This is a genomic window from Streptomyces sp. VTCC 41912, assembly GCF_045799175.1.
GTDB lineage: Bacteria > Actinomycetota > Actinomycetes > Streptomycetales > Streptomycetaceae > Streptomyces > Streptomyces albulus_C.
Genome location: NZ_JBJMAB010000047.1, coordinates 27,399 through 53,664, shown reverse-complemented (window position 1 = coordinate 53,664; position 26,266 = coordinate 27,399). Strand labels below are relative to the sequence as shown.

The 26,266-nt window shown below is 71.8% G+C and carries 5 protein-coding genes; all 5 read left to right on the top strand.

The window, feature by feature from the left end; all coding sequences use genetic code 11:
- The first annotated feature begins 841 nt into the window (after positions 1–841).
- The 5 genes from ACJ6WD_RS36775 (at position 842) to ACJ6WD_RS36755 (ending at position 26,237) form a co-directional block, all read left to right on the top strand.
- Positions 842–1,321 carry an alpha/beta fold hydrolase gene (locus ACJ6WD_RS36775; RefSeq protein WP_407617410.1) on the top strand — a complete coding sequence of 160 codons (480 nt, stop codon included), beginning with the start codon at positions 842–844 and terminating at the stop codon, positions 1,319–1,321.
- A 440-nt stretch (positions 1,322–1,761) separates the two neighbouring features.
- Positions 1,762–4,494 (top strand): AAA family ATPase, encoded by a 2,733-nt coding sequence (locus ACJ6WD_RS36770; RefSeq protein ID WP_407617409.1) that lies wholly within the window; start codon positions 1,762–1,764, stop codon positions 4,492–4,494.
- A 183-nt stretch (positions 4,495–4,677) separates the two neighbouring features.
- A complete protein-coding gene (locus tag ACJ6WD_RS36765; protein ID WP_407617408.1) occupies positions 4,678–7,398 on the top strand; it encodes an AAA family ATPase in 2,721 nt (906 codons plus the stop codon).
- A 567-nt stretch (positions 7,399–7,965) separates the two neighbouring features.
- Positions 7,966–15,813, top strand: coding sequence for an amino acid adenylation domain-containing protein (locus ACJ6WD_RS36760; protein WP_407617407.1), 7,848 nt, complete (start codon positions 7,966–7,968; stop codon positions 15,811–15,813).
- Positions 15,810–26,237, top strand: a complete 10,428-nt coding sequence (locus tag ACJ6WD_RS36755; protein WP_407617406.1) for an amino acid adenylation domain-containing protein — start codon at positions 15,810–15,812, stop codon at positions 26,235–26,237. The genes ACJ6WD_RS36760 and ACJ6WD_RS36755 overlap by 4 nt, the downstream gene beginning before the upstream one ends.
- Positions 26,238–26,266: the final 29 nt, after the last annotated feature.

Below are 26,266 nucleotides of genomic sequence, written 5' to 3'. Positions count from 1 at the left end.
GTCGGGCCAGCTCGCCCACGATGACCTCGGCCACCAGTGCCTTGCGTCCTTGTGCGGACCCGGTGAACTTCACGACGGAGTTGCCCAGGCACCGCCCTTGAACTGCGGTGTTGGCGCTACGTAGGTCGCTGACCTGCGCGAATGGTCCTTTCGCTGTCTTTCGGTCTCACGCTGTCTTATGCGGCTGATTCTCCCCACGTGCTCCCCAGCCGCTGTGATTCTCCCCAGGTTCTCCCCAGGAAGCTCCCCGACCACGGCCGGAATTGAGGTCCGGGAGCCACCCTTGCCACGTGCACGCTCGGTGATCGGCGTCAGAAGCGAGGGCGCAGTGGTCACTAGGGACGAATGCCGCTTCGGCATGGAATGTCCGCACCAGCAAGCGGACCATCCGACCAGGAGGTTCTTCGTCTGCTGGTGGTACAGCGCTCAGAGCGGTGCTCGCCTGCTGTGATGGCGGCCGAGGCGACCGTCGGGCGGGAGTTGGTCCGTGCGTGGTTCGGATCTTGGCGTCAATCACCGAAAGCCGGGAAGGGCTCTCGGCGCCGTTGGGGAAGGCGGCCATCCGCAGTATGCCAGTGCTGAGGACGGTGCCCGTATCGGTGCCGTCGCGGTACCTCTCGTCTCTGCGGCTGGAGCGGTAGAGGCTGGCGTGTTGCGCACAAAAGGGGCTTGGGAGCGCTCTGCGCCAGGCTCTTGAACCCGGCGGGCGACGTGACGACGATCCGCCAGTGGGTCTTCACCTGCTTCTGGCTCAGCCTTAGCACGCGTGCCGAGTCGGCTGGCAATGCGCGTTGTCGCCGACAGGTACCTCTGCACGACGGACCGTCGGTCGTGGAACCGCATGGCACAGGTTGTAACCCCCTTCCAGGAGCATCCAGTAGGTCCAGGGCGGGCGCTCAATGCCAGGTCAGAGCCTGCTCTTCAGGGCCGTCCACCAGCTGATCGCGGGCAGCCCCGACGCGTCTTCGGACACTTCCTCGACGTCTGGTCCACGCGCCCCGGAGCGACCCCGGCAGACGTACGCGCCGAGTACCTGCGCGCATGCCGGGACGCCATCGCCTCGATCGTCGCCGACTACCGCGCCACCGCGACCGTCGACATCGGACACGACCGGGCCGACCTCGACATCGGCAACCGGCTCACCATGCCGGTGACGGTCGTCCAGCAGGACTGGGGCCGGCAGCTCGGGTTCAACGCCGCCGCGATCTGGCGGCCGTGGACCACCGACCTGCAGCACTTCACCCCCCGGGCCGGCCACTTCATGGCGGAGGAGGCTCCGCAGGACATCGCCGCGCTGATCCTGGAACTGGCGCGGAGGTGACCGCCGCGGCGCCAGGACATCCGGCAGCGGCCGGTTGTCGTGCGTGGGCGCCCGCTCGGACGACCACGGCCGTCGCCGTTCAGTTCAGTCGTTCGACTCAGGCTCACCGTGCACTCCCGTCACTAGGGTCCGGATGACGGACAGGGGAGAAGGAAGCTCCTCGGAGGGCCATACGGGCCGGGAGGGAGGCCGGACAACTGCCCGGCGCGCGGACCGTCGTGGAGCAGGGCCGGGGTCGACCGGCCACCGTGCAGCTGGAGGTGCCGCTGCACGGGTGGTACGGAGTTCGCCCCGGAGCGGGGCTTCCTGCCGCCGTCGGGTTCCGCGCGGGCCGTGACTCACAGGACGCGCCCTTCCTCCGGCTGGAGGGCGGTGGTGCCGGTGCCGGCTCTCCCTCCCGGGCACGCTACGAGACGGAAGACTCAGTGGGTGGATCAGTGGTGACGACGCAACTCCACGGACGCGACGACGAACTGCGCATGCTCCGGGAGATGATCGGACGGCTTCCCGGTACGGGCGGTGTGGTGACCGTTCTCGGTGAGCCCGGCATCGGCAAGACCACCCTCCTGCGAGCCGCCGTGGCGGCCGCGGAAGAGTCCGGAGCGGTCGCCCTGGAGACCACCGGGGTCGAGGCGGAGGCCAGGGTGCCCTTCGCCGGACTGCACCAGCTGCTGCGGCCGGTGATGGCCGGCGTCGGGCGGCTGCCCGCTCCCCAACGTACCGCGTTGCAGTCGGCCTTCGGTGTGGTGGACGGCCCGGTACCCGAGGTCTCCATGGTCGCGTTCGCCGTCCTGAACCTGTTGGCGGAGGCCGCCGAGGACGCCCCGCTGCTCCTGGCCCTCGACGACGCGCAGTGGCTGGACGCCCCGACGCAGGAGGCGCTGGCGTTCGTGGCCCGGCGGGTGAGCAGGGACCCGATCCTGGTGGTCGCGGCGCTGCACAAAGGGCATGCCGGCCCGTTCGCCTCGCTCGGGGCGGCCGACCTCGACCTGGCCGGATTGGACGACTCCACCGCCCGGCACGTGCTGGCCCAGGAGGCCGGCGATCTGAGCCTGCCCGTGCGGGAACGGATCCTGAGGGAGGCCAGGGGCAACCCGCTCGCGCTGGTCGAGCTGCCGGTCGCGTGGCGGGACCAGCGGGAGGCGGCACAGCAGGCGACACCGGGCTTTCTGCCGCTCACCGCGCGCCTGGAGCGTGCCTTCGCCGGCCGGGCCGCAGAGCTGCCGGCCGACAGCAGGGACGTGTTGCTGGTCGCGGCCGTCGACCACGCCGATGACCTGTCGGAGATCCTGGCGGCGGCGTCGGTGCTGGCCGGACGGACGCTCACGGTGGAGGCGCTGGATGCGGCGGTGGCGGCCCGGCTGCTGCGGCTGGAGGGCTTACGCCTGCTGTTCCACCATCCGCTGGTGCGTTCGGCTGTGCAGATGTCGGAGACGTTGACCCGGCGGCTGTCGGCGAACGCGGCGCTGGCCGAAGTGCTGGCGGACGAGCCCTACCGCCGGACCTGGCACCTGGCGCAGTCCATCATCGGCCCCGACGACGACATAGCCGACGAGCTGGTGGCCAATCGCGCGATCTCGCTGCGCCGCGGTGGTACGGCCATGGCGGCCTGGGAGTTGGAACGGTCCGCGCAGCTGACCAGCGACCACGCCAAACGCGGTCGTCGGCTCCTGCTGGCCTGCGAGCACGCGTTCGGCCTCGGCAGGGCCGATCAGGTCGAACGGCTGCTGCGCGCCGCCGAGCGGTCCGGCCTGACCACGCTCGATCGAGCCCGGCTGGAGTGGCTCAGGGAGCTCTCCGACAACGGGGGGCCCGACGACGCGCTCCGGGTGCCGCAGCTGTGCGAGACCGCGCGGGAATCGGCGGACGAGGGCGACGTCCAACTGGCGTTGAGGTTGCTGTTGAGCGCGGCCCTGCGGTGCTGGTGGGCCGATGCCGGCCCGGACGCCAGGGCCGTGGTGGTCTCGGCAGTGGAGTCGTTGGAAGGGACCGAGAACGACCCGCGCCGTCTCGCGATCCTCGCCGTGGCGGAACCGGTACTTCGCGGACGCGTCGTGCACGACTGGTTGTCCGGCACGGCCTCGGCGGCCTACGCCGACGTCGAGGGGTTACGGATGCTCGGTATGGCCGCCCACGCGATCGGGGACCCCGTCCGCGCAGTGGGCCTGCTCGGCCGGGCCGAACTGAAGCTCCGTGAACAGGGGCGGCTCGGGCTGTTGTCGCACACGCTGATCCTTCAGATCGGTCATCTGCTGTGTACGGGAGACTGGGAGCGGGCCGCGACGGTCTCCGAGGAGGCACACCGTACGGCCGGAGAGTCCGCGCGCGCGATCTGGAGCAACGGGGCACTGGTGCTGGAGGCGGTCATCCGCGGACTGCGCGGTGAGGTGGACGAAGCGCTGGGGCTGGCCGCCTCCGTCGCGACCACCGCCCACCGTGGCCGCCTCGTCCACCTGCTGGCCTGCGTCCAGTTGGCCAAGGGGGCGGCGTTCGTGGCCACCGGACGGCATGCCATGGCCTATGACGAGCTGTGCAGTCTCTTCGACCCCGACTCCCCGAACTACCACCAGCGTGCGAGCTTCGACGGGGTGTTGCTGTTCGCCGAGGCCGCCGTGCACTCCGGTCACGAGGAGCGGGCCCGAGGGGTGCTCGCGGACCTGGAGAGGATCGCGTCGCTCACGCCGTCCCCGCTCCTGCACACCCATCTGCTCTACGCCCGTGCCGTACTGGCGGAAGAGCAGGATGCCGAGCATCTGTTCCGGACCGCGCTCGCGGAGGACCTGTCACGCTGGCCGCTGGTCCGGTCCAAGCTGGAGCTGGCCTACGGGACGTGGTTGCGCCGCCGTCGCCGGGTGGCCGAGTCGCGCACGCTGTTGCGTTCCGCCCGGGCAACTCTGGAGCTGATCGGCGCCACCGCATGGGCCGAGCAGGCGAGGGCCGAGCTGCGGGCCGCGGGGGAGCGGGCCCTGTCGGTGGCCCCGGCGGCGCACGCGGTGCTGTCTCCGCACGAGTTGCAGATCGCCCGCCTGGCAACCGAGGGTTTGTCCAACCGGGAGATCGGCGAACGCCTCTACCTGTCGCCCCGTACCGTCGGTTGGCACCTCTACCGGATCTTTCCCAAGCTCGACATCACCTCCCGGGCCCAACTCGCCTCCCGCCTGGCCCCGTTCTGAGCGCGGTTGAGCCTTCGCGCGCCGGGCTGATCCGGCACCCCCGCAGTCCGCTGTCGAGGCCGTCCGCACCGCAATGCGACCGGGGGCGGGGAGACACGAGGCAGTGCTACCTTGATCGGTTAGGCTCGCTTCCGGCCGTTCCGCCACGGCCGGGTGAGCGTCGCCTACGGTGAGGGGCAGGGCGTGGACGAGGGAACGGTCCTGGTGGGGCGTGAGACGGAGCTCGCCACGATCGTCGGTTTCCTCGACGCCATCGCGGCCCGGGGCCGCTCCCGTGTCTTCGTCGGGGAACCAGGCATCGGTAAGACGGCGCTGTTGGCGGCGGCGGCCGACGAGGCCAGGGCGCGGGGACTGGCCGTGCTGTCGGCTCGGGGCGCGGAGTCCGAGCGGCACCTGTCCTTCGCCGGACTGCACAGCCTGCTCTATCCCGTCCGGGCCTGCCTGGACCGACTGGAGCCGGTCCACCAGGAGGCGCTGCGCGGAGTCTTCGGCCTCTCACAGGCCCCGGTCGAGTTGTTCCTGGTGGCGCTGGCCGCGCTGGAGTTGCTCGCCGAGGCGGCCGAGCAGCGACCGCTCCTGCTCCTCGTGGACGATCTTCACTGGCTGGACGCCGCCAGCCGCGACGTCATCGAGTTCGTGGCCAGACGCCTGGACTCCGAGCCGCTCGTCCTCCTGGCCGCGAGTCGGCCGCACCGGGCGGTGACCGGCCAGGGCCTGGACGCCCTCGGTCCGGACGCATCGCGGACCCTGCTGCGGAGACGTGTCGACCTCCCGCCCGACCTGGAGGACAAGGTGCTGGACGAGGCGGCGGGTAACCCGCTGGCCCTGCTGGAACTACCGGTCGCTCTGCGGTCTCAGGGGATACAGGGCGGCGCGCTGCCGCTGACCGCCCGCCTGGAGACCGCCTTCGCGGCCCGCCTGGCCGAGCTGGACGAACGGCCCCGACTGCTCCTGCTGTTGGCCGCCGTGAACGATGGTGAGCTGCTGGCCGAGGCCGTGGCCGCCGCGGCGAACCTCACCGGCTCCGACGTTGAGGCCCGCGACGCCGAGCAGGCCGTGCGCCTGCACCTGGCCGCAACCGACGGCACGACGGTGACCTTCCGCCACCCGCTGGTGCGCTCCGCCGTGTTGCAGACGGCATCCGAGACGGAACGACGGCGCGCTCACCAATCGCTGGCGCAGGTACTCACCGGCTTCCCCGACCGGTACGCCTGGCACCTCGCGGCCGCCTCCGACGGACCGGACGAGGACCTGGCCCGCCTGCTGGACCAGGCGGCCGACCGGGCCCTGCAGCGCGGCGCCCCCTCGTCGGCCGCGACCTGGCTGGAACGTTCCGCCGACCTGTCGCAGACCGAGACGGGCAGGGGCCACCGGCTGCTGCGGGCCGCCGAGGTCGCCTTCCAGCTCGGCCGTCCCCGGACCGTGCACCGCTACATGGAGCGGATCCAGGCGGCCATGCTGGACCCGGCCGACCGAGGCACACTTGCCTGGTTACAGGGAGCGTTCGTCGACGGGGTCACCAGCGACTCCGAGATCGTGCGGCAATTGGCCGCGTCGGCCAGACAGGCGCTGGACAACGGGGAGCCCGAGATCGCCGCCGACCTGCTGTCGGGGACGGCGACCCGCTGCTGGTGGGTCGAACCCGGCCGGCAGATCCGCGCCGACCTGCTGGCCCTGACCGATCGGCTGGCCGCCGGCGGCCGGCTCCGGCATTCCGACCGTGATCCGCGGCTGCTCTGCGCCTGGGCGGCTGCGGGCGGCCTGGAGCGGCACGGCACGGTGGTCGAGGAGCTGGCCTGGTGGGCATCGGAGGGCGACCTCTCCGACCCGGGGACCCAGATGCTCCTCGCCCGCGCGGCCTTCGTCTCCGGGGAGTTCGAGCGGTGTCTCCTATTCTGCCGGCCCGCCGTCGACAGGCTGCGTGCTCAGGGCCGGCTGGGGTTATTGACGGCGATGCTGGCGACCCAGACGTTCTCGGCGTTCTACCTGGGACGCTGGGACTTGACCGAGACCACTGTCGACGAGGTCAGCCGGCTGGCCGCCGAGACCAGACAGCCGATCTGGGAGGACAGCGCGGCACTCGCGTCGGCCCACTTGGCGGGCCTGCGCGGTCAGGCCGCGCGTGCGCGGGAACTGCTGGCCCCGGTGGAGCGGGTCGCGGTCACAGCCGGCAACCAGGCCATGCTGAACAGCGTCCAGCTGTCCAAGGGCTTCACCGAGCTCGGCCGGGAGAACTACTCCGACGCCTTCCTCGAACTGCGCCGGACGACGGATGAGACGGACCACGCCCACCACCCGGTCCTGCAGTTCTGGGGGCTGGACTACCTGGCCGAGGCGGCCGTCGGCGGCGGCCACCAGGCCGAGGCACGGGAGATCCTGGACCGGCTCAGCCCTGCGCTGGGCCGCTCGCCGGGAGGGGGCGCGGTGCGGGCCGTGCGGTTCGCCGAGGCGCTGCTGGCGAACGACCTGGATGCCGAAGCCGCTTTCGCCAGGGCGTTCGCACTGAGCCGGGCGGCGTTACCGTGGTATCGGGCCAGGCTGGACCTGGCCTTCGGTACCTGGTTGCGGCGCCGCCGCCGAGTCACCGAGTCGCGGGCCCCGTTGCGGGCAGCCCACAGTGTCTTCACGGTGCTGGGGGCCGACGCGTGGGCCGAGCGTGCCGCCCGCGAACTACGGAGCTCGGGAGTGAAGGACAGGGTCGCGTCGGTACGCGGGGCGTCCCGCCTGTCGCCGCAGGAATGGCAGATCGCCAGGCTGGCCGCCAAGGGGCTGTCCAACCGCGACATCGGCCAGCAGCTGTACCTGTCGCATCGCACGGTCGGCTCGCATCTCTACCGCATCTTCCCCAAACTCGGCATCACCTCGCGCGGCCAGCTGCACGACGCCCTGCCGCCGGAGCAGTAGGAGACTCCCGGCCGGTCGCGGCGAGGAGCACAGCGGTCACCGCGGGATGAGCGTCGTGGCTGAATGGTGTCAACTCCCCTGCCAAAGAACGCTGTTCGTGGACCTGCGTCACACTAGGGCAGCAGCGGGACCACAGGCCACCATCGCCGACAACGCCAGTCGTCCCACCAGTCGAACTACCGGTGGGACGCCGAGTCCGTCAGGGCACAGCGGCAGAGCGAGCGGCCGGTGTGGCGTACACGTGTCACGGTGCCGGCCCGCGTTGCGACGTGCCGTCCGGGCCGGAGCGACGAGCCCCGGGCGCGGTGTTGGGGCACCGGACACCGCAGAGCAGGTGCCCAGTCATCTGACTGGTGCCAGTGGCCTTCCCTGTGCACAGAGTTGTGCCCACAGCTGACCGGACGGACGCCCTGTTCCGCAGGATCCGGACCGCATCGCGAGTCATGGACCGGCCTCCTGCGTGCCTGTGGGCCACGGACGGAGGTCGGGGCCACGCCTGAGGGGGATGGCGACTTCCGCGATGTCGGCTGCTCTTGTCGCAACTACCACGAGAGGTTGGGATACGCCATGGCTGCCGCCGAGCCCGCCGGCCTTCCGCTGTCGTCCGCCCAGAACGGAGTGTGGGTCGCGCAGCAGCTTGACCCGACGGGCGTCGCCTACGACCTGGGTGAATACCTCGACATCCGTGGCGACGTGGACCTGGAGCTGTTCGAAACGGCGCTGCGGCACGTAGTGGCGCACACCGAGTCGCTGCGCGTCCGGTTCGACGCCGGGGGCGAGGACGTCAGACAGGTCGCCGCCGATCCACCCGTGTGGGAGCCGGCCACTGCCGACTTCCGCTCGCACCCGGACGCACCGGTGGTCGCCGAGGAGTGGATGCGGGCCCAGATGGCCCGGCCGATGGATCTGCGTACCGGGCCTCTCTTCAGACACGCCCTGCTCAGGGTCGGTGACCAGCGGTACTTCTGGATGCACCGCTACCACCACCTCGTCATGGACGGGGTGGGCATGGCGCTCACTGCGCGCCGCGTCGCCGAGGCGTACACGGCGCTGGCCGAGGGGGCACCGCTGTGGCCGGGCGGCGACCCTCCGTTGAGCCGGATGCGTGCGGAGGAGGCCGCCTACCGGGCGTCGGAGGAGTTCGCGCAGGACCGGGCGTTCTGGCTCGCGCGCATGGCGGACCGGCCCGAGCCGACCGGATTCGCCCCCCTCCGCCATGCCAGGACCGGTGACGTCGTGCGCTGCCACAGCAGTGTGTCGGCGCGGGGCACGGAGGGCCTGCGGGCCGCCGCCCAGCGGGCCGGTACGACGTGGAAGACCGCCGCGCTCGCGGCGACGGCGGCGTATCTGCACCGGGTCAGCGGCGCCCAGGACGTGGTCGTGGGACTGGCGGTGACCGGACGGCAGCGCACGCCCGAGGCCCACAACGTGCCCGGGATGTTCGCCAACGTGGTTCCCCTGCGGGTGTCCGTGCGGGCGGGGATGTGCGTGGACGAGCTGATCCGGACCACGTCCCGGGCCCTGCGCGAGGCCCTGCCCCACCAGCGCTACCGGATCGAGGACCTCCAGCGCGACCTGGGGATGTCTGCGGTCGACGGGAAGCTGTTCGGCGTCGCGGTCAACATCATGGCGTTCGACTACGACGTGACCTTCGCTGGATGTCGCACCTTCGCGCACAACCTGTCCACCGGTCCGATCGACGACCTCGCCGTCAACGTCTACGACCGTGGCGAGGACGGCGCCGTCGCCTTCGGCTTCGAGATCGACGCGGCGCGCTGCGGGTCGGACGAACTCTCGGTGCAGCAGGGCCACTTCGTGAGGTTCGTGGAGGATCTGGCCACGGCGCATCCGGACACCCCCATCGGTGAGCTCGCCCTGCTGTCCCCGGAAGACGTGTCCGGTCTGCTGGAGTCGGGGGCCGGAGCCGTGCTCCCGCCCGTGGGCCGCTGTCTGCACGAGCTCGTCGAGGAGCAGGCCCGACGCACCCCCGAGGCGGTGGCGGTCCGCTGTGGCGGCGACGAGATCAGCTACCGGGAACTCGACACGTGGGCGGACGAACTGGCCCGGCGACTGCGGGCCGTGACCACCCGTGAACAGCGGGTGGGTATCTGTCTGCGTCGCTCCGCGGCTCTGGTCTCCGCCACGCTGGCGGTGCTCAAGGCGGGGTGTGTCTACGTCCCGATGGACCCCGGACTGCCGGGGCGCCGATTGGAGTTCATCGCCCGGGACGCCGGCGTCGGGCTGGTGGTGAGCGGACCGGAGAGCGAGGGGAGACTGTCGTCGCTCGCGGTGTCCCAGATGCCCGTCGGCCGGGTGCCCGACGGCCGGGGCGGCGCGGCGCCCGCTCCCGTCCCGACCGTCGTGCCGGGCCAGGGCGCCTACCTGCTGTACACCTCAGGGAGCACCGGCCGCCCCAAGGGTGTACTGGTGGAGCACCGGGCGGCCGTCGACTTCGTCACCCAGAACGTCAGGGCGTACCGCATAGCCGCGACGGACCGGTTCCTCGGCTTCGCCGCGCTGACCTTCGACGTCTCGGTCCTGGAGATGTTCGGTGCCCTGGCCTCCGGAGCGACGCTCGTGCTGGCCACCGACGAGGAGCGGGTGGACGCCGAACGACTGCAGTCCCTGCTGGTCGCCCAGAACGTCACCGTCGCCGACCTGCCGCCGGCCCTGATGCCGTTGCTCACCCCGCGCGAACTGCCGGCGTTGCGGCTGGTGTCCGTCGGCGGGGAGGCGCCTTCCGGCGAGCTGGTGGACCGCTGGGCGGTGGAGGGACGAGAGTTCTGGAACTCCTACGGACCCACCGAGACCACCGTGTCGGTGACGATGAAGCAGTGCCTGGCCCCATCTGGAGGACTGTCGCCGTCCATCGGCCGACCGATGGCCAACCACCGGGTCTACGTGGTCGATCCGCAGCTCCGACTGCTGCCCCCCGGCCGGCCGGGCGAACTGTGCGTCGCCGGTGCCGGGCTGGCCCGCGGCTACTTGGGCCGCGGTGGTCTGACGGCGGACCGGTTCGTCCCGGACCCGTGGGGGAGGCCGGGGGAGCGGATGTACCGGACAGGGGACCTGGTGCGCTGGACGCCCGAAGGCGAGCTGGAGTTCCTGGGGCGGGTGGATCACCAGGTCAAGATCAACGGGCATCGCATCGAACCCGGCGAGATCGAGACGGAGCTGCTGCGCCATCCGGACGTCGCCCAGGCGACGGTGGTGGCCCGGCAGACCCCGGGCACAGGCCGCAGCCTGGTCGCGTACGTGGTGGCGCGACACGGCCACGGGGTGCACGACGATGCGCTGCGCGCCCACTTGGGCGAGGCCCTGCCCGGCTACATGGTTCCGCACGCCTACGTCGCCCTCGACCGCCTTCCGCTGACCGCAGGCGGGAAGGTCGACCGCGCGGCGCTGCCGGAGCCCGAACGTCCCGAAGCGGTCGGCCGCGATCCCCGCACGGCGCGCGAAGCGGCCCTGTGCCGGCTCTTCGCCGAGGTGCTCGGGCTGCCCGCGGTCGGCGCCGACGACGCGTTCTTCACGCTGGGTGGAGACAGTATCACCGCCATCGCCCTGGTCAGCCGGGTGCGCGAGACGGGCCTGGAGATCGCGCTGCGCGACGTCTTCGCTCACAAGACGCCCGCCGCGCTGGCGGCCGCGCTGCGCGAGAGTGAGGAGGGCGACCGGCCGACGGGCGAGGAACACGGCGCCGCGAACGGTGAGTTCCCGCCGACTCCGATCATGCACTGGCTTCGGGAGACCGGCGGCCCGGTGAACAGGTTCAGCCAGTCGGTGCTGCTGCAGACTCCCGCAGAAGCGGATCAAGAGTGCCTCACCGCCGCCGTCCGGACACTTCTCGATCACCACGACGCACTGCGGATGCGGATGACCTTCGAGGACGACCCGGCCACCTCGTGGTCGGGCACCGTGCAGCCGCCCGCATCGGTGGACGCGGCTCGGCTGTTCTCCCGGATCGACATCTCCCGGGCCGACGAGGCGACGGCGCACGCCATGATCGCCGAAGCCCGCGATACCGCGCTCGGGCGGCTCGACCCGGCCGCCGGGGTGATGCTCCAGGCGGTGTGGTGCGATGCGGGAACCGAGCGCCCCGGGCGCCTGCTGCTGGCTGTGCACCACCTTGTCGTCGACGGGGTGTCCTGGCGCATCCTGCTGCCGGACCTCGCCACCGCCTGGGAGGCCGTGACGGCTGGCCGGCGGCCCGAACTTCCCGCGGTCGGCACATCCTTCCGCACGTGGGCACACGACCTGGCCCGGCTGGCCCAGTCGCCGGACATCACCGGACAACTGCCCTGGTGGCGTGGGGTACTCGACGCCTGCGAACCCGTACTGGGTGAGCGCCTGCTCGACCCGGTACGCGACACCGCCGGCACGGCCCGCCACCTGACGCTGTCCGTGCCCTCGGAGCTGGTGCGTCCGCTGCTCTCGACCGTCCCCGCCGCCTTCGGCACCGGAGTCAACGAGATCCTGCTCACCGCGCTCGCCCTCGCCGCCGACCACTGGCGTGCCCGACGCGGACTGACCGGCTCCACGCCGTTGTTGCTCGACCTGGAAGGGCACGGCCGCGACGCCGGTACCGGCCGGCTCGACGTCTCCCGAACCGTCGGCTGGTTCACCAGCCAGTTCCCGGTCCGCCTGGACCTCGGCGGGATCGATGCGGCCCGGGCATGGGAGGACGAGGCCGTCCTGGCACGGGCGGTGGAACAGGTGGCGGCCACCTTCGGCGAACTGCCGCGGGGCGGCTGGGGGTACGGGTTGCTGCGCTACTCGAACCCGCGCACACAGGCCGAGCTGACGGGGCGTGCCCGCCCGCAGATCCTCTTCAACTACCTCGGCAGGTTCACCGCCCACCACGACGGCGACTGGGCCATCGCCCCCGACGCCGAGCAGCTGCGCGCCGACACCGACCCCGGCATGCCCCTGGAACACTGCCTGGAGGTCAACGCGCTCGTCCGCGACCACGCCGACCACGCCGAGCTCACCGCCACCTGGAGCTGGCCGGATGCGGTGCTGTCCGAGGCCGAGGTCGGAGAACTGGCCACCGCCTGGAGGCGGGCCCTGGAGCTCGTGGTGACCGCGGCCGCACGCCGGGACGTCGTCCGGCACACACCGGAGGACTTCCCGCTGGCCCGCGTCAGCCGGGCCGAGCTGGACCACCTGGTGGGCAGCGTCCCCGGCATCGAGGACATCCTGCCCCTCTCCCCCCTGCAGGAGGGAATCTTCTTCCACTCCTCCTACGACGAGCGGGACGTGGACGCCTATACGGGGCAGCTGATCCTCACCCTGGACGGCCCGCTCGACACCGTGGCGCTGCGCCGCGCCTGCCGCCGGCTGCTCCAACGGCACTCCGGCCTGCGGGCCGGATTCACGGACCACGGAGTCTCCGAGCCGGTACAGGTGGTCCTCGGCGCCTGCGAAATCCCCATGGAGGAGCTGGACTTCCATGCGCTCGGCGAGGAGCAGCGCCGGACCGCGCTGGAGGAGTTGCTGGCTGCGGACCGCGCCCGGCGATTCGACCTGGCCCGCCCACCGCTGCTGCGCTTCACCCTCGTCCGGATGGGCGCCCGGCGCCACCACCTCGTCATGACCAACCACCACATCCTGTCGGACGGCTGGTCGACCGCGGTGCTGCTGGAGGAACTGTGCACGGCCTACCGCGATCACGGCGCGGAGGGTGGTGGCACACCGACCGCCCACGCGGAGGTTCCCTATCGCGCCTATCTGGCCTGGCTGGCCCGGCAGGACCGGACCGCGGCCCTCGACGCCTGGCGGCGGGCGCTCGGCGGCCTGGACGAGCCGACCATCCTGGCCGCTGTCGACCGCAACCGGCTCCAGGCGGTGCCCGAGCGCGTGACCGCGGAGCTCACCGAAGAGCTGACAGCGCGACTGGTGGCGCGGGCCCGGAGCGCCGGAGTGACGCTGAACAGCGTCGTGCAGGGCGTGTGGGCCGTCCTCCTGGCCCGACTGACCGGGCACGACGACGTGGTCTTCGGCGGGACGGTATCCGGACGCACGCCGGACATCCCCGGGGTGGAGACCATGGTCGGCCTGCTCATCAACACGCTCCCGGTGCGCTTCGCCGTCCGGCCCCACGAACCGCTCATCGAGGCGGTGGCCCGTCTCCAGGACGAACAGGCCCTCCTGTTGGACCACCAGCACCTGGGTATGGCGGACATCCAGCGCGAGTCCGGCCTCGGCACGCTCTTCGACACCACGGTCGTCTTCGAGAACTATCCCCTGGACCGGGCGAAGCTGGCGGACCTGACCGGCGGCCTTCGGCTGACGGACATCAAGGCGACGGACGCGACCCACTACACCGTCAACCTGATCGCGGTCCCCGGTAGGCGGCTGCGACTCCACGTGGACCACCGCGCCGACGCGATCGCATCCGAGGCGGCGGCTGCGATCGCCCGATCGCTGGAACGCCTGCTGTCCGTCGTCGTCGAGGCCCCCACCACTGCGGTCGGCCGGATCGAGTTGCTCTCGGACCAGGAGCGCGACCGGGTGCTGGGGGAGTGGAACGCCACCGACCATCCGGTGCCGGACGCCACCCTGCCCGAGCTGTTGGCGGTGCAGGCCCGACGGACTCCGGATCGCACGGCCATCGTCTTCGAAGGCGACGCGCTCTCGTACGAGGAACTCCACGCGCGAGCCAACCGCCTGGCGCATCTCCTGATCGCGCGGGGCGCCGGGCCGGAGAAGACCGTGGCACTGGCACTGCGGCGCTCCACGCAGATGGTCGTCGCCATCCTGGCCGTCCTGAAGTCGGGGGCCGCGTACCTGCCCGTCGACCCTGACCTGCCTGCCGGCCGGATCGCGTACCTGACCGAGGACGCGACGCCGCACCTTCTGCTGACGAGCACCGACACCGACCCGTCCATGCCGCAGCGCGCGGCGACGCCGCGGCTCGTGCTCGATGAACCGGCCCTCCTGGGAGAACTCGACCGCCTCAGCCCCCGCGACCCCGCCGAGGGCGACCGCACGGTCCCGCTGCTGCCGCAACACCCCGCCTACGTCATCTACACCTCGGGCTCCACCGGTCGTCCCAAGGGCGTGGTGGTGACGCACGGCGCGATCGTGAACCGCCTGGCATGGATGCAGGAGACGTACCAACTGGACGGGACGGACCGGGTGTTGCAGAAGACGCCGTTCGGGTTCGACGTCTCCGTGTGGGAATTCCTCTGGCCGCTGCTGTACGGCGCGACGCTGGTGGTGGCCCGGCCCCAGGGACACCAGGACCCGGCCTACCTCGCCCGTGTCATCCGGCACGAGGCCGTCACCACCGTGCACTTCGTGCCCTCGATGCTGCGCGCCTTCGTCGACGAGCCGTCGGCGGCCGACTGCCGTTCGCTGCGGCGGGTCGTCTGCAGCGGCGAGGCGCTGCCCGTCCGTCTCCAGAAGGACTTCTGGCGGGTGCTCGACGTCCCGCTGCACAACTTGTACGGGCCGACCGAAGCCGCGGTCGACGTGACCAGTTGGAAGTGCCGGCCCGGTTCCGCCACCGTCCCGATCGGCCGGCCCATTTGGAACACCCGTCTGTACGTACTCGATCCGCAGCTGTCGCCGCTGCCGGTGGGGGCCACGGGCGAGCTGTACCTGGCGGGAGCGGGCCTGGCCCGCGGCTACGCCGGCCGCGGTGGACTGACCGCGGACCGTTTCCTTCCCGACCCCTTCGGGCCTCCGGGGACGCGGATGTACCGCACGGGAGACCTGGCCCGCTGGCGCACCGACGGCGCCGTCGAATACCTCGGACGCACCGACGACCAGGTCAAGATCCGTGGTTTCCGTATCGAACTGGGGGAGATCGAGGCGGTGTTGGTGCGGTGCCCGGGGGTGTCGCAGGCCGTGGTCGTGGTGCATGAGGACGGGGACGGTGACCGGCGTCTGGTGGCGTACGTCGTCGGTGCTGTGGGTGCCACGGTGGATCCGGATGCGGTGCGTGGCGACCTTGCGGTCGCGTTGCCCGATTACATGGTGCCTGGTGCTTTTGTGGTCCTGGATGTGCTTCCGCTGACGCCGAACGGGAAGCTCGATCGCCGGGCGTTGCCCGCGCCTCCGGTGGCGGAGTCCACCGTGGTCCATCAGCCTCCGGTGACGGCCACCGAGGAACTCGTCGCCGAGATCTGGTCCGCCGTGCTGGGTACCGACCGCATCGGGCGGCTGGACAACTTCTTCACCCTGGGCGGGCACTCCCTCAAGGCCACCCGCGCCATCTCCCGCCTCAACACCAGGCTGGACGCGGCACTGCCGCTGCACATCCTCTTCGACCACCCCACCGTCGCCGATCTCGCGGCGGCCATCGAGACCCTTCTGCTCGACGACATCCTCGCGTCGGGTGACGAGCACGAAGCCGCCTCCGTCGAGAGCGACGGAGGCCGTTCCTTCGAGAGCCAAGGAGAGACCGCGTGAGCGCCCAGCAACCGGAACAGTCCGCCCCGGGAGACCACCGCGCGGCCGCGCGTCAACTCCTCGAACGCCGCATCCGCGCGGCCCGGGAAGGCGCAACCGCCGGCTCCGCTCCCGCTCGGATCGCCCGCGGTCGCTCCGCCGAGCCCGTCGCCTCCTTCGCACAGGAACGCATGTGGCTGGTCGACCACCTGCTCGACGGCGCCCCCGGCTACGCCGTCCCCACGGTGCTACGGCTGCGCGGCCCCCTCGACGCCGACGCCTTCCAACAGAGCCTGACCGAGGTCGTACGGCGGCACCTCGCGCTACGCACGGTTTTCGAGGAACGCGACGGACGGCCCCACCCCGTGGTGCTGCCCGCGCAGACCGTTCCGCTGCCGATCGTGGATCTGCGGGAACTGCCGTCCGCGCAGCGGGAACGGCGGGCGGCGGAGCTGGCCCGCGAGGCGGCCCGGACGCGCTTCGACCTGAGCGCCGGCCCGCTGCTCCGGGCAAGCCTTCTGCGCATCGAAGACGAACATCACCTCCTCGTCCTCGTCGTGCACCACATCGCCACGGACGGCTGGTCCATGGCGCTGCTGTGGAAGGAACTGGGAAACGGTTACCGGTCGTTGCTCCACGGCCGGCCGCCGGAGCACCCCGACCTGCCTGTCCGGTACGAGGACTACGCGCACTGGCAGCGCGAGCGCTCCGCGCACGGCGAGCTCGACGGACAACTGCGTTTCTGGGAGGAGCGGTTGGCCGACCTCGTCCCGCTGGAGCTGCCCACGGACCGTCCGCGGCCCGCGCGGCGCACCGGGCGGGGAGGGAGCGTGGAGTTCGCCCTGGACGCCGAGCTGGCGACGGGACTGCGCACGCTGGCCGAGCGGTGCGGCGCGACGATGTTCATGACCCTGCTCGCCGGGTTCCAGGCCGTCCTCGCCCGCTACACCGGCCGGCACGACGTCGCCGTCGGCACGCCGATCGCAGGGCGGGACCGGGAAGAGGTGGAGGACCTGATCGGGTTCTTCGCCAACACCCTGGTGCTGCGCACCGACCTGTCCGGCGACCCGTCGTTCGTCGACCTGCTCGGCCGGGTGCGGCAGGTCACCGTGGAGGCGTACGGGCATCAGGAAGTGCCCTTCGACCGGCTCGTCGAGCGACTGCGCCCGGAGCGGTCGCCGAACCGCAATCCGCTGGTCCAGGTGATGTTCGCAGCGGCCGAGGACGAGACCGCGACACTCGACCTGCCCGGGATCGACGCCGAACACGTCGACGTGGACTTCCAGGTGTCCCTGTTCGACCTCACCGTCTTCGTGACGGACACGGGCTTGCAGGTCACCGGCTCGGTCACGTTCGACCGCGACCTGTTCGACCACGACACCGCGCAGCGGCTGATCGGACACTACCTGCGGTTCCTCGCACAGGTCGCGGCCGACCCGGGCCGCCCGGTCTCCGATGTCGGCCTGCTCGACCCGGCGGAGCAGGAGCAGGTCCTCGCCCGGTGGAACGACACGGCCCGGGAGCTGCCGTCGGCCTCCCTGCCCGACCTGTTCACCGCTCAGGTGCTGCGCACTCCGGACGCGGTCGCGGTCGAGTGTGCGGGAACCTGCTGGACTTACGCCGAGCTCGACGCCCGCGCCGACCGGCTCGCGGGACGGTTGGCGGCCGCCGGGGTCCGGACGGAGAGCGCGGTGGGCCTGCTGCTGGAGAGGACCGCCGACCTCGTGGTGGCCGTCCTGGCCGTCCTCAAGGCCGGTGGCACCTATGTGCCGCTCAACGGCCGGTTCCCGGCCGAACGACTGCGCGGCCTGCTCGAACAGGTCGATGCCGCACTGCTGATAACCGACTGCGCCTCGTCCGCGCACCCGGTCGTCGGCGCCTGCCCAGTGCCGGTGATCGACGTCGCGGCGGCCGGCGCTCCTGGCGGTCCGACCGCGCCGCGGACACCGTGCCCGCCCGAGCAGGCGGCGTACGTGATGTTCACCTCGGGGACCACCGGTGTCCCCAAGGGCATAGTCGTCACCCACGCCAACGTCGCGGCGCTGGCCCTGGACTCCGGGTGGGGGCCGGCGCACCGCACCGTCCTCGCGCACTCGCCGCACTCCTTCGACGCGTTCACCTACGAAATGTGGGTTCCCCTGCTCTCGGGGGGACGGGTCGTCCTGGCACCGCCCGGCCACCTGGACACCGCGGCACTCCAACGACTGGTCCGGGAGCACCGGATCACCTCCGTCTTCCTGACCACGGCCCTCTTCAACCTGGTGGTGGAGGAGCGGGTGGAGATCCTCGCCGGGCTGCGGGAGGTGTGGACCGGCGGCGAAGCGGCCTCCCTCACCGCGTTTCGACGGGCCGTCGAGACCTGCCCGGACACCGTGGTGACCCATGTCTACGGCCCGACCGAGACCACCACGTTCGCCACCCGCTGGAAGGCGGACACCGCGTCCCTGGCCGACGGGCGGGTGCCGATCGGCAGCCCGATGGACAACACCCGGCTGTATGTCCTGGGCTCGGGGTTGGAGCCGGTGCCGCTCGGCGCCGTGGGGGAGTTGTGCGTGGCGGGCGCCGGGGTGGCCCGTGGCTATCTCGGTTCCGGCGCCGCGACGGCCCAACGATTTCTTCCCGACCCCTTCGGGCCTCCGGGGACGCGGATGTACCGCACGGGAGACCTGGTGCGCAGGCGGGCCGACGGGAACGTGGAGTTCGTGGGGCGCGTCGACGGTCAGGTCAAGATCCGTGGTTTCCGTATCGAACTGGGGGAGATCGAGGCGGTGTTGGTGCGGTGCCCGGGGGTGTCGCAGGCCGTGGTCGTGGTGCATGAGGACGGGGACGGTGACCGGCGTCTGGTGGCGTACGTGGTCGGTGTTGTGGGTGCCACGGTGGATCCGGATGCGGTGCGTGGCGGCCTTGCGGTCGCGTTGCCCGATTACATGGTGCCTGGTGCTTTTGTGGTCCTGGATGTGCTTCCGTTGACGCCGAACGGGAAGCTTGATCGCCGGGCGTTGCCGGCGCCGCCGGTGGCGGAGTCCGCCGTGGTGCATCAGCCTCCGGTGACGGCCACCGAGGAACTCGTGGCCGAGATCTGGTCCGCCGTGCTGGGTACCGACCGCATCGGGCGGCTGGACAACTTCTTCACCCTGGGCGGGCACTCCCTCAAGGCCACCCGCGCCATCTCCCGCCTCAACACCCGTGCCGGCACCGACGTCCCGCTGCGGACCCTCTTCGAAAACCCCACGCTCAGCGGTTTCGCGGCAGCCATCGACGGCGGCCGGGCCACCGCCGCGACCACCATCGCCCGCCGGACGGCCGACACCCCCGCGCCGCTGTCCTACGGCCAGCAGCGGCTGTGGTTCCTCGACCGGCTCCGGCCCGGCCGGGCCGACTACACCATCCCCGTCGTCACCCGACTCCGCGGCCGGCTCGACGACCGGGCTCTGCTCCACGCGCTGACCGAGGTGGTACGCCGCCACGAGGTCCTGCGGTCCCGCTACGAACACGACGGCGACCTGCCCGTCCAGATCGTCGAACCCGTCACCGCCTTCGTCCCCGTGGTCACCGACCTGAGCGATCTGCCCGAGGGCGAGGCCCGGGCCCGCGCGCACGATCTGGCGACCACCGACGCCGCGACCCCGTTCGACCTTTCGGAGGCGCCACTGATCCGCGCCCGGCTGATCCGCGTCACCGAGCACGAACACATGCTGGCTCTGGTACTGCACCACACGGTCGCCGACGGCTGGTCGATACCGGTGCTGTGGGACGAACTGGCGGCCGGGTACGCCGCAGCCGCTCGCGGGACCCGGTTACAACTCCCCGAACTCCCGCTCCAGTACGGCGACATCGCGTCCTGGCAACGGGACCGGATGGCCGCCGGCGCACTCGCCGACCAACTCGACCACTGGCGCCACCGGCTCGCCGACGTCCCCCAGTTGGAACTGCCCGCCGACCGCCCTCGCCCGCCGGTGCGCTCCGGAGCGGGTGACGTGGTCTCCTTCCGCCTTCCCGCCGAACTCCACACGAGCCTGGTCGCGTTGGGGCGGCGCAAGGGCGCCACGCTGTTCATGACCCTGCTCGCCGGATTCCAGGCCGTCCTCGCCCGCTACACCGGCCGGCACGACATCGCCGTCGGCACCCCGATCGCCGGCCGCAACCGTGCCGAGCTGGAGTCGTTGATCGGCTTCTTCGTCAACACCCTGGTGCTGCGCACCGACCTGTCCGGCGACCCCGCCTTCACCGAACTGCTCGCCCGCAGCCGGGACACCGCCCTGACCGCCTACGCCCACCAGGACCTGCCGTTCGACACGTTGGTCGAGGAACTGCAACCGGACCGCGACCCCAGCCGCAACCCCCTCTTCGACGTCCTCTTCCAGCTCCACCCGGACCTGCCGGACGCCCTGCGGATCGACGGCCTGGTCGTGGAACAGCTGGAGGTGGACAACGGCACCTCGAAGTTCGACCTGAGCCTGGCGCTGACCGAGCGCCCCGACGGCCTGACGGCGACCATCCACTACGCCACCGACCTGTTCGACCGCGCCACCGTGGAGCGCCTGGCGGAGCATTACGTCAGGCTGCTCACCAGTGCCGCCTCCGACCCGACGCGGCCGCTCTCCCAGCTGGAGCTGCTGAGCCCGGCCGAGCGGCACCAGGTACTCGACGCCCCTACGACCACCGCCAACTTCCCCCGTGACCGCCTGCTGCACGAACTCGTCGAGGACCAGGTCCGCCGGCGCCCGCACGCCATCGCCGTCACCTGCGGCACCCGGCAGCTCACCTACGCGGAGCTGAACGCCCGAGCCAACCGCCTCGCCCGGTGCCTGCGCGCGAGAGGGGTCGGGCCCGGGCACACCGTCGCGGTCGTGCTGGACGCCACGCCGGAAGCGGTGGTCGCCGTACTGGCCGTACTCAAGGCGGGCGGCGCGTACGTCCCCGTGGACCCTGGTTACCCCGCCGACCGCATCGCGCTCATCCTGGCGGACAGCCGGGCACGGCTCGCCCTGACCCAGGGCTCCGGTACGGCGACCCCGGCCGGGCTCAGCGGCGTACCCGTGTTGGACCTGGACCGGGAGCGGTCCCGCATCGCTGCCCAGTCCGGCGAAAACCTGCCGTCGGCCGCCTCCTCGGCCGACCTCGCCTACGCGATCTACACCTCTGGCTCCACCGGTCGTCCCAAGGGCGTTGCCGTGCCGCACCGCGGAGTGGTCAACTACCTCACCTACCTCACCCGCACCTTCGAGATCGACGAGCACGACGTCGTCCTCGCCCGCACCGCGCTGACCTTCGACCCTTCGGTGCGCGACCTGTTCGCACCGCTGTCCGTCGGCGCGCGGGTCGTGATGATGCCTCCCGACGAAGCCAAGGACCCCCACGCGCTGCTGGCCGCCATCGAGGAACAGCAGGTCACCGCCGTACTCTCGATCGTCCCCTCGATGCTCGACGCCCTCGGCGCCACCGCTGTACGGCCACCGGGGTCCGCGCTGCGCCTGGTGATGACGACCGGCGAGGCGCTGACCCCCGCCCACGCACGCCGAGCCCGCCGTCTGGGCGCGGAGTTCGTCCTGGTCAACCAGTACGGGCCGACCGAATGCACCAACACTTCGGCCTTCCGTTCGGTGACCGACCGGGACGTCGAGGACGGCCGAATCCCCATCGGGCAGCCGATCCCCAACGCCCGGTGCTACGTCCTGGGCGAGCACCTGGAGGTGCTGCCGCCGGGAGCGGTGGGAGAACTGTGCATCGCCGGGCCCGGGGTGACTCGCGGATACCTCCATGACCCGCGGCGCACCGCCGAGCACTACGTACCCGACCCGTTCGGGCCGCCGGGGGAGCGGATGTACCGCACCGGCGACCTGGCCCGCTGGCGGGCCGACGGCACCCTGGAGTTCCACGGCCGACGCGACAACCAGGTCAAGGTCCGCGGGCACCGGATCGAACTCGGCGAGCTGGAGGCCGTGTTGGCGCGCCACCCCGACGTCGCCCAGGCCGTCGCTGCGGCCCGCGGCGAGGGACTGGAGCGCACGTTGGTGAGCTACGTGGTGTGGCGCTCTCTCGACGGGCGACAGCCCTCCCCGGAGCACCGCAGGTCCGCCCTGCTGGACTTCCTGCGTGCGACTCTGCCCGCCGCGATGGTGCCCTCGGCCGTGGTGGAGCTGGGCGCGTTGCCGCTCACTCCCAACGGCAAGGTCGACCGCAAGGCCCTGCCGGCGCCCAACATCGAGCAGCAGCGCCGCGCCTACCGCGCTCCCGCCGACGCCGTCGAGCGCACCATCGCGTCCGTCTGGGAGGAGGTACTGGGCCGCGAACGCGTCGGGACGCACGACGACTTCTTCGAGCTGGGCGGCCACTCCCTGCGTGCCACACAGGTGGCCGCGCGGCTGCGGCACCGACTCGGCCGGGAAATCCCCCTGCAGATGGTCTTCACGTACCCCACGATCACCGCGTTCGCCCGGGCACTCGACGACACCGCCCGCGCCGGCGGGGCGATCGGGCACCGGGAGACCGACACCGCCCCCGTCTCCTTCGGCCAACAGAGGCTGTGGCTGCTCGACCAGCTCCAGCCGGGCCGCCCCGACTACAACATGCCCTCCGCGGTCCGGTTCCGCGGTCCACTGGACCAGGACGCCGTCATCGCCGCGCTGCATGCCGTCGTCGCCCGCCACGACGTGCTGCGCTCGAGCTTCATCAACCGCGGGCCGAGCCTCGGCGGCGGGGGCCTGTGCCAGGTCGTCGCCCCCGTCAACGCCTTCGCCCCGGCCTGCACCGACCTCTCCCACCTGCCTCACGCCCAGGCCCAGCGGCGCGCCGGGGAGCTCGCCGAGCAGGACGCCAAGGCCCCTTTCGACCTCTGCACCGCGCCGCTGATCCGATCCCGGCTGATCCGCCTCGCCACCGAGGACCATCTGCTGGTGGTCGTCGTCCACCACGCCGTCTTCGACGGCTGGTCGGCCCGCCTGCTGTGGGACGAGGTGTTCGCGCACTACCGGGACCTGACGGCCGGACGCCGACCCGCCCCGCCCCATCTCGCCGTCACCTACCGCGACTTCGCGAGCTGGCAGCGAGGACGGATGACCGGAGCGGCACCGGAGGGGGACCTCGCCTACTGGCGCGACCGCCTGACCGGCCTCGCCCCCCTGGAGCTGCCGACCGACCGGCCACGCCCGCCGGCCCCCTCCGGCCGTGGCGACCACGTCGACTTCACCCTCCCCGGGCCGGTGCTCGACCGGCTCCGGGACATCGGCAAGGAGAACGGCGCGACGCTGTTCATGGTCCTGCTGGCGGGCTTCCAGACGCTGCTCGGACGCTGGGCCGGCACCGACGACGTCGCGGTCGGCGCCCCGATCGCCGGCCGTAACCACGCGGAACTGGAGCCGTTGATCGGGTTCTTCGTGAACACCCTGGTGCTGCGCGGTGACCTGTCCGGCGACCCGACCTTCACCGAGCTGGTGGCACGGGCCCGGGACACCGCCCTGGCCGCCTACGCCCACCAGGACGTGCCCTTCGAACGCCTGGTGGAAGCGGTCCGGCCGGAACGCGACCTGAGCCGCAATCCGCTGTTCCAGGTGATGCTGGTGCTCAACGACGACACCGCCTCTCCCGTCGAACTGCCCGGCCTCGACGCGGAACCGGTCGAACTGGGCGGTGGGGCCGCCAAGTTCGACCTGAGCCTCTACCTGTCCGAGGAACCCGGCGGGCTCGTCGGCCGGGCCGTGTACGCCACCGACATCTTCGACCGGGCCACCATCCTGCGCCTGATCCGCTCCTTCGAGCGGGTCCTGACGTGCGCCGCGGCCGACCCCGGCCGGGCGGTCGCGGAACTACCACTGCTGGACCCGACCGAGCGGCACCGGGTGACCGTCGGGCGGAACCGCACCAGCCGTGCCCTCCCCCGGAGCACCCGCCTCCACGAGCTGATAGCCGACCGGTGCGAGCGCTCGCCACACGCCGTCGCGGTCAGCGACGCACGGCAGTCGCTGACCTACGACGCCCTGGGCCGTCGCGCCAACCAACTCGCCCACCACCTCCGCTCCATGGGGGTGGGACCGGACATCAGAGTCGGCGTGTGCCTGGAGCGCTCGATCGACCTGCCGCTCTGCCTGCTGGCGGTCCTCAAGGCCGGCGGCGCATACGTCCCGATCGACCCGGACCATCCGAGGGAGCGCAACGCCTTCATGGTCGGCGACAGCGCGGTGCGGGTGGTCCTGACCTCCGGAGCCGCACGCGATCGGGTCCCGGCCGCCGAGGGCGTGCGCGTCGTGGACGTCGCGGCGGAGCGGGCGTCGATCTCGAAGCAGCCCGAGACCACTCCCGTCCTCGGCCTCGGCGCCGACCACCTCGCCTACGTGATCTACACCTCCGGCTCGACCGGTGTCCCCAAGGGCGTCATGGTCCCGCACCGGGGACTGGAGAACTTCGCCCTGGACATGGCCGAGCGGCTGGAGCTGACCACGACGGATACCGTCGCCGCCCTGACGACGGCCTCGTTCGACATCTCGGTACTGGAGCTGCTGGTGCCGCTGACCCGCGGCGCGACGGTCCACGTCGTGGACCGGGACACCGCGCGCGACGGTTCCCTGCTCACCGAGCGCCTCGACGACGCGGGGGTGACGGTGGTGCAGGCGACACCGGCGACCTGGTACCTGCTCACCGAGGCCGGCTGGAAGGGCGGCCCCGGCGTACGGGCCCTGACCGGCGGGGAGGCGCTGCCACCCGCGCTCGCCCGTCGACTGCGCGAGCGCGTCGGCTCGGTCTGGAACGTCTACGGGCCCACGGAGACGACGATCTGGTCCACCGCCCACCCTCTGCACGGCACACCGGACGCCGGACCTGACGTGGGTGCCGTACCGATCGGGCATCCGCTGACCAACACGCGCGTGTACGTGCTCGACGAGCGGATGCAGCCCGTTCCGGTGGGCGTCGAGGGCGAGTTGTACATCGGAGGCGAGGGCGTCGTCCGCGGCTATGCGGGACGGCCCGGGCTGACCGCGCGGCGCTTCGTCCCCGATCCGTTCGGCACCGGTACCCGCCTCTACGCTACCGGCGACCTGGTCCGGTGGCGTGCGGACGGTGCCCTCGAGTACCGCGGCCGCGGGGACGACCAGGTCAAGATCCGAGGCCACCGCATCGAACTCGGCGAAATCGAGGCGGCGCTGGCGTACTGCGAGGGCGTGGCGGAGGCGGCGGCCGCGGTCCACGGCGAGGGGGTGGACGCCGTGCTCGTCGGCTACGTCGTGCGGGACCCGGGCCACCTCGAACCGGTCCAGCCGACCGAGGCCCTGCACGAACGGTTGCCGGGCTACATGGTGCCCACCCGCTTCGTGGACCTGGAGGAGCTGCCGCTGACCGTCAACGGCAAACTCGACCGCAAGGCACTGCCCGCCCCCGACCTGCCAGGGAACCGCGGCCCTCTGCGGGCCCCCCGCGACCGGACCGAACTTCGGATGGCCCGCATCTGGGAACACGTCCTGGGGGTCACGCCGGTCGGCGTGCGAGACGACTTCTTCGCCCTCGGCGGGCACTCCCTCAAGGCGTTCGCCCTCATCGAGGCGATTCGCCGGGAAATGGACGTCGCGCTCCCGCTCCACGTGGTCTTCCGCAAGCCGACGGTAGAGCTGATGTGCGAGGCCCTGCCGGCCGGCGCCGGGGACCGGCTGCTGGTGCCGCTCGCCGACGGCGACCCCGCACAGCCGCCGCTGTTCCTGGTTCACCCGCAGGGCGGCGATGTCTGCTGCTACCTCGAACTGGCCCGGGGCCTGGGGAGCCGGCGGAAGGTGTACGGCATCGAGTCGGTGGGCTACAACACCGACGAGCCGCCGCTGGACCAGGTGCCCGACATGGTCGACCGCTACCTCTCCGAGCTGCGATCGGCCGCCCCGCACGGACCGTACCTACTGGCCGGGTGGTCGTTCGGCGGCCGGGTCGCCTTCGAGATCGCAGCACGGCTGGAGGCCGAGGGCGAACAGGTCGCATTTCTGGGCCTGATGGACACCCGGGCCCCCGCACGCGGGTCCGTCCGGCCGCAGGAGGAGAACATCGGCGGGGCCACCGGACTCCTCCAGCTCGGCATCGCCGCCGGCCTGGACGCCGAAGACCTGCGTGGGCTCGACGAGGAAGAGGCCATCGCGGCCCTGCTCCGCAAGGGACACGAGGACGGCCGGCTCCCGCGCGGCGCCGAGACCGCAGCCATGCGGCGCATGGTCCGGGTGGCCGCCGCCAACGAACGGGCAGCCGCCCTGCACCGCGCCACCGGGCAGGTCCGCACCGACCTCCACGTCTTCGCGGTGGCCGAACAGCACCCGGTGCTGCGCACCCCGCTCATCGACCCCGAGGAGTGGACCGTCCGCACCGAAGGCTCGGTTCACACGATCGGCATCCCCGGCAACCACCAGACCCTGGTGGACCCGCCACACGCCGCTGAACTGGCCGCCCTGATGGCCACGGCTCTCGAAGGGCTATGACCGGAAACCCCACCCGGCCCACCACCCAC

Excerpts from the sequence above, each read along its gene's own strand:
- ACJ6WD_RS36775 (WP_407617410.1), top strand. The coding sequence starts at position 842 with ATGGCACAGGTTGTAACCCCCTTCCAGGAGCATCCAGTAGGTCCAGGG.
- ACJ6WD_RS36760 (WP_407617407.1), top strand. The coding sequence starts at position 7,966 with ATGGCTGCCGCCGAGCCCGCCGGCCTTCCGCTGTCGTCCGCCCAGAAC.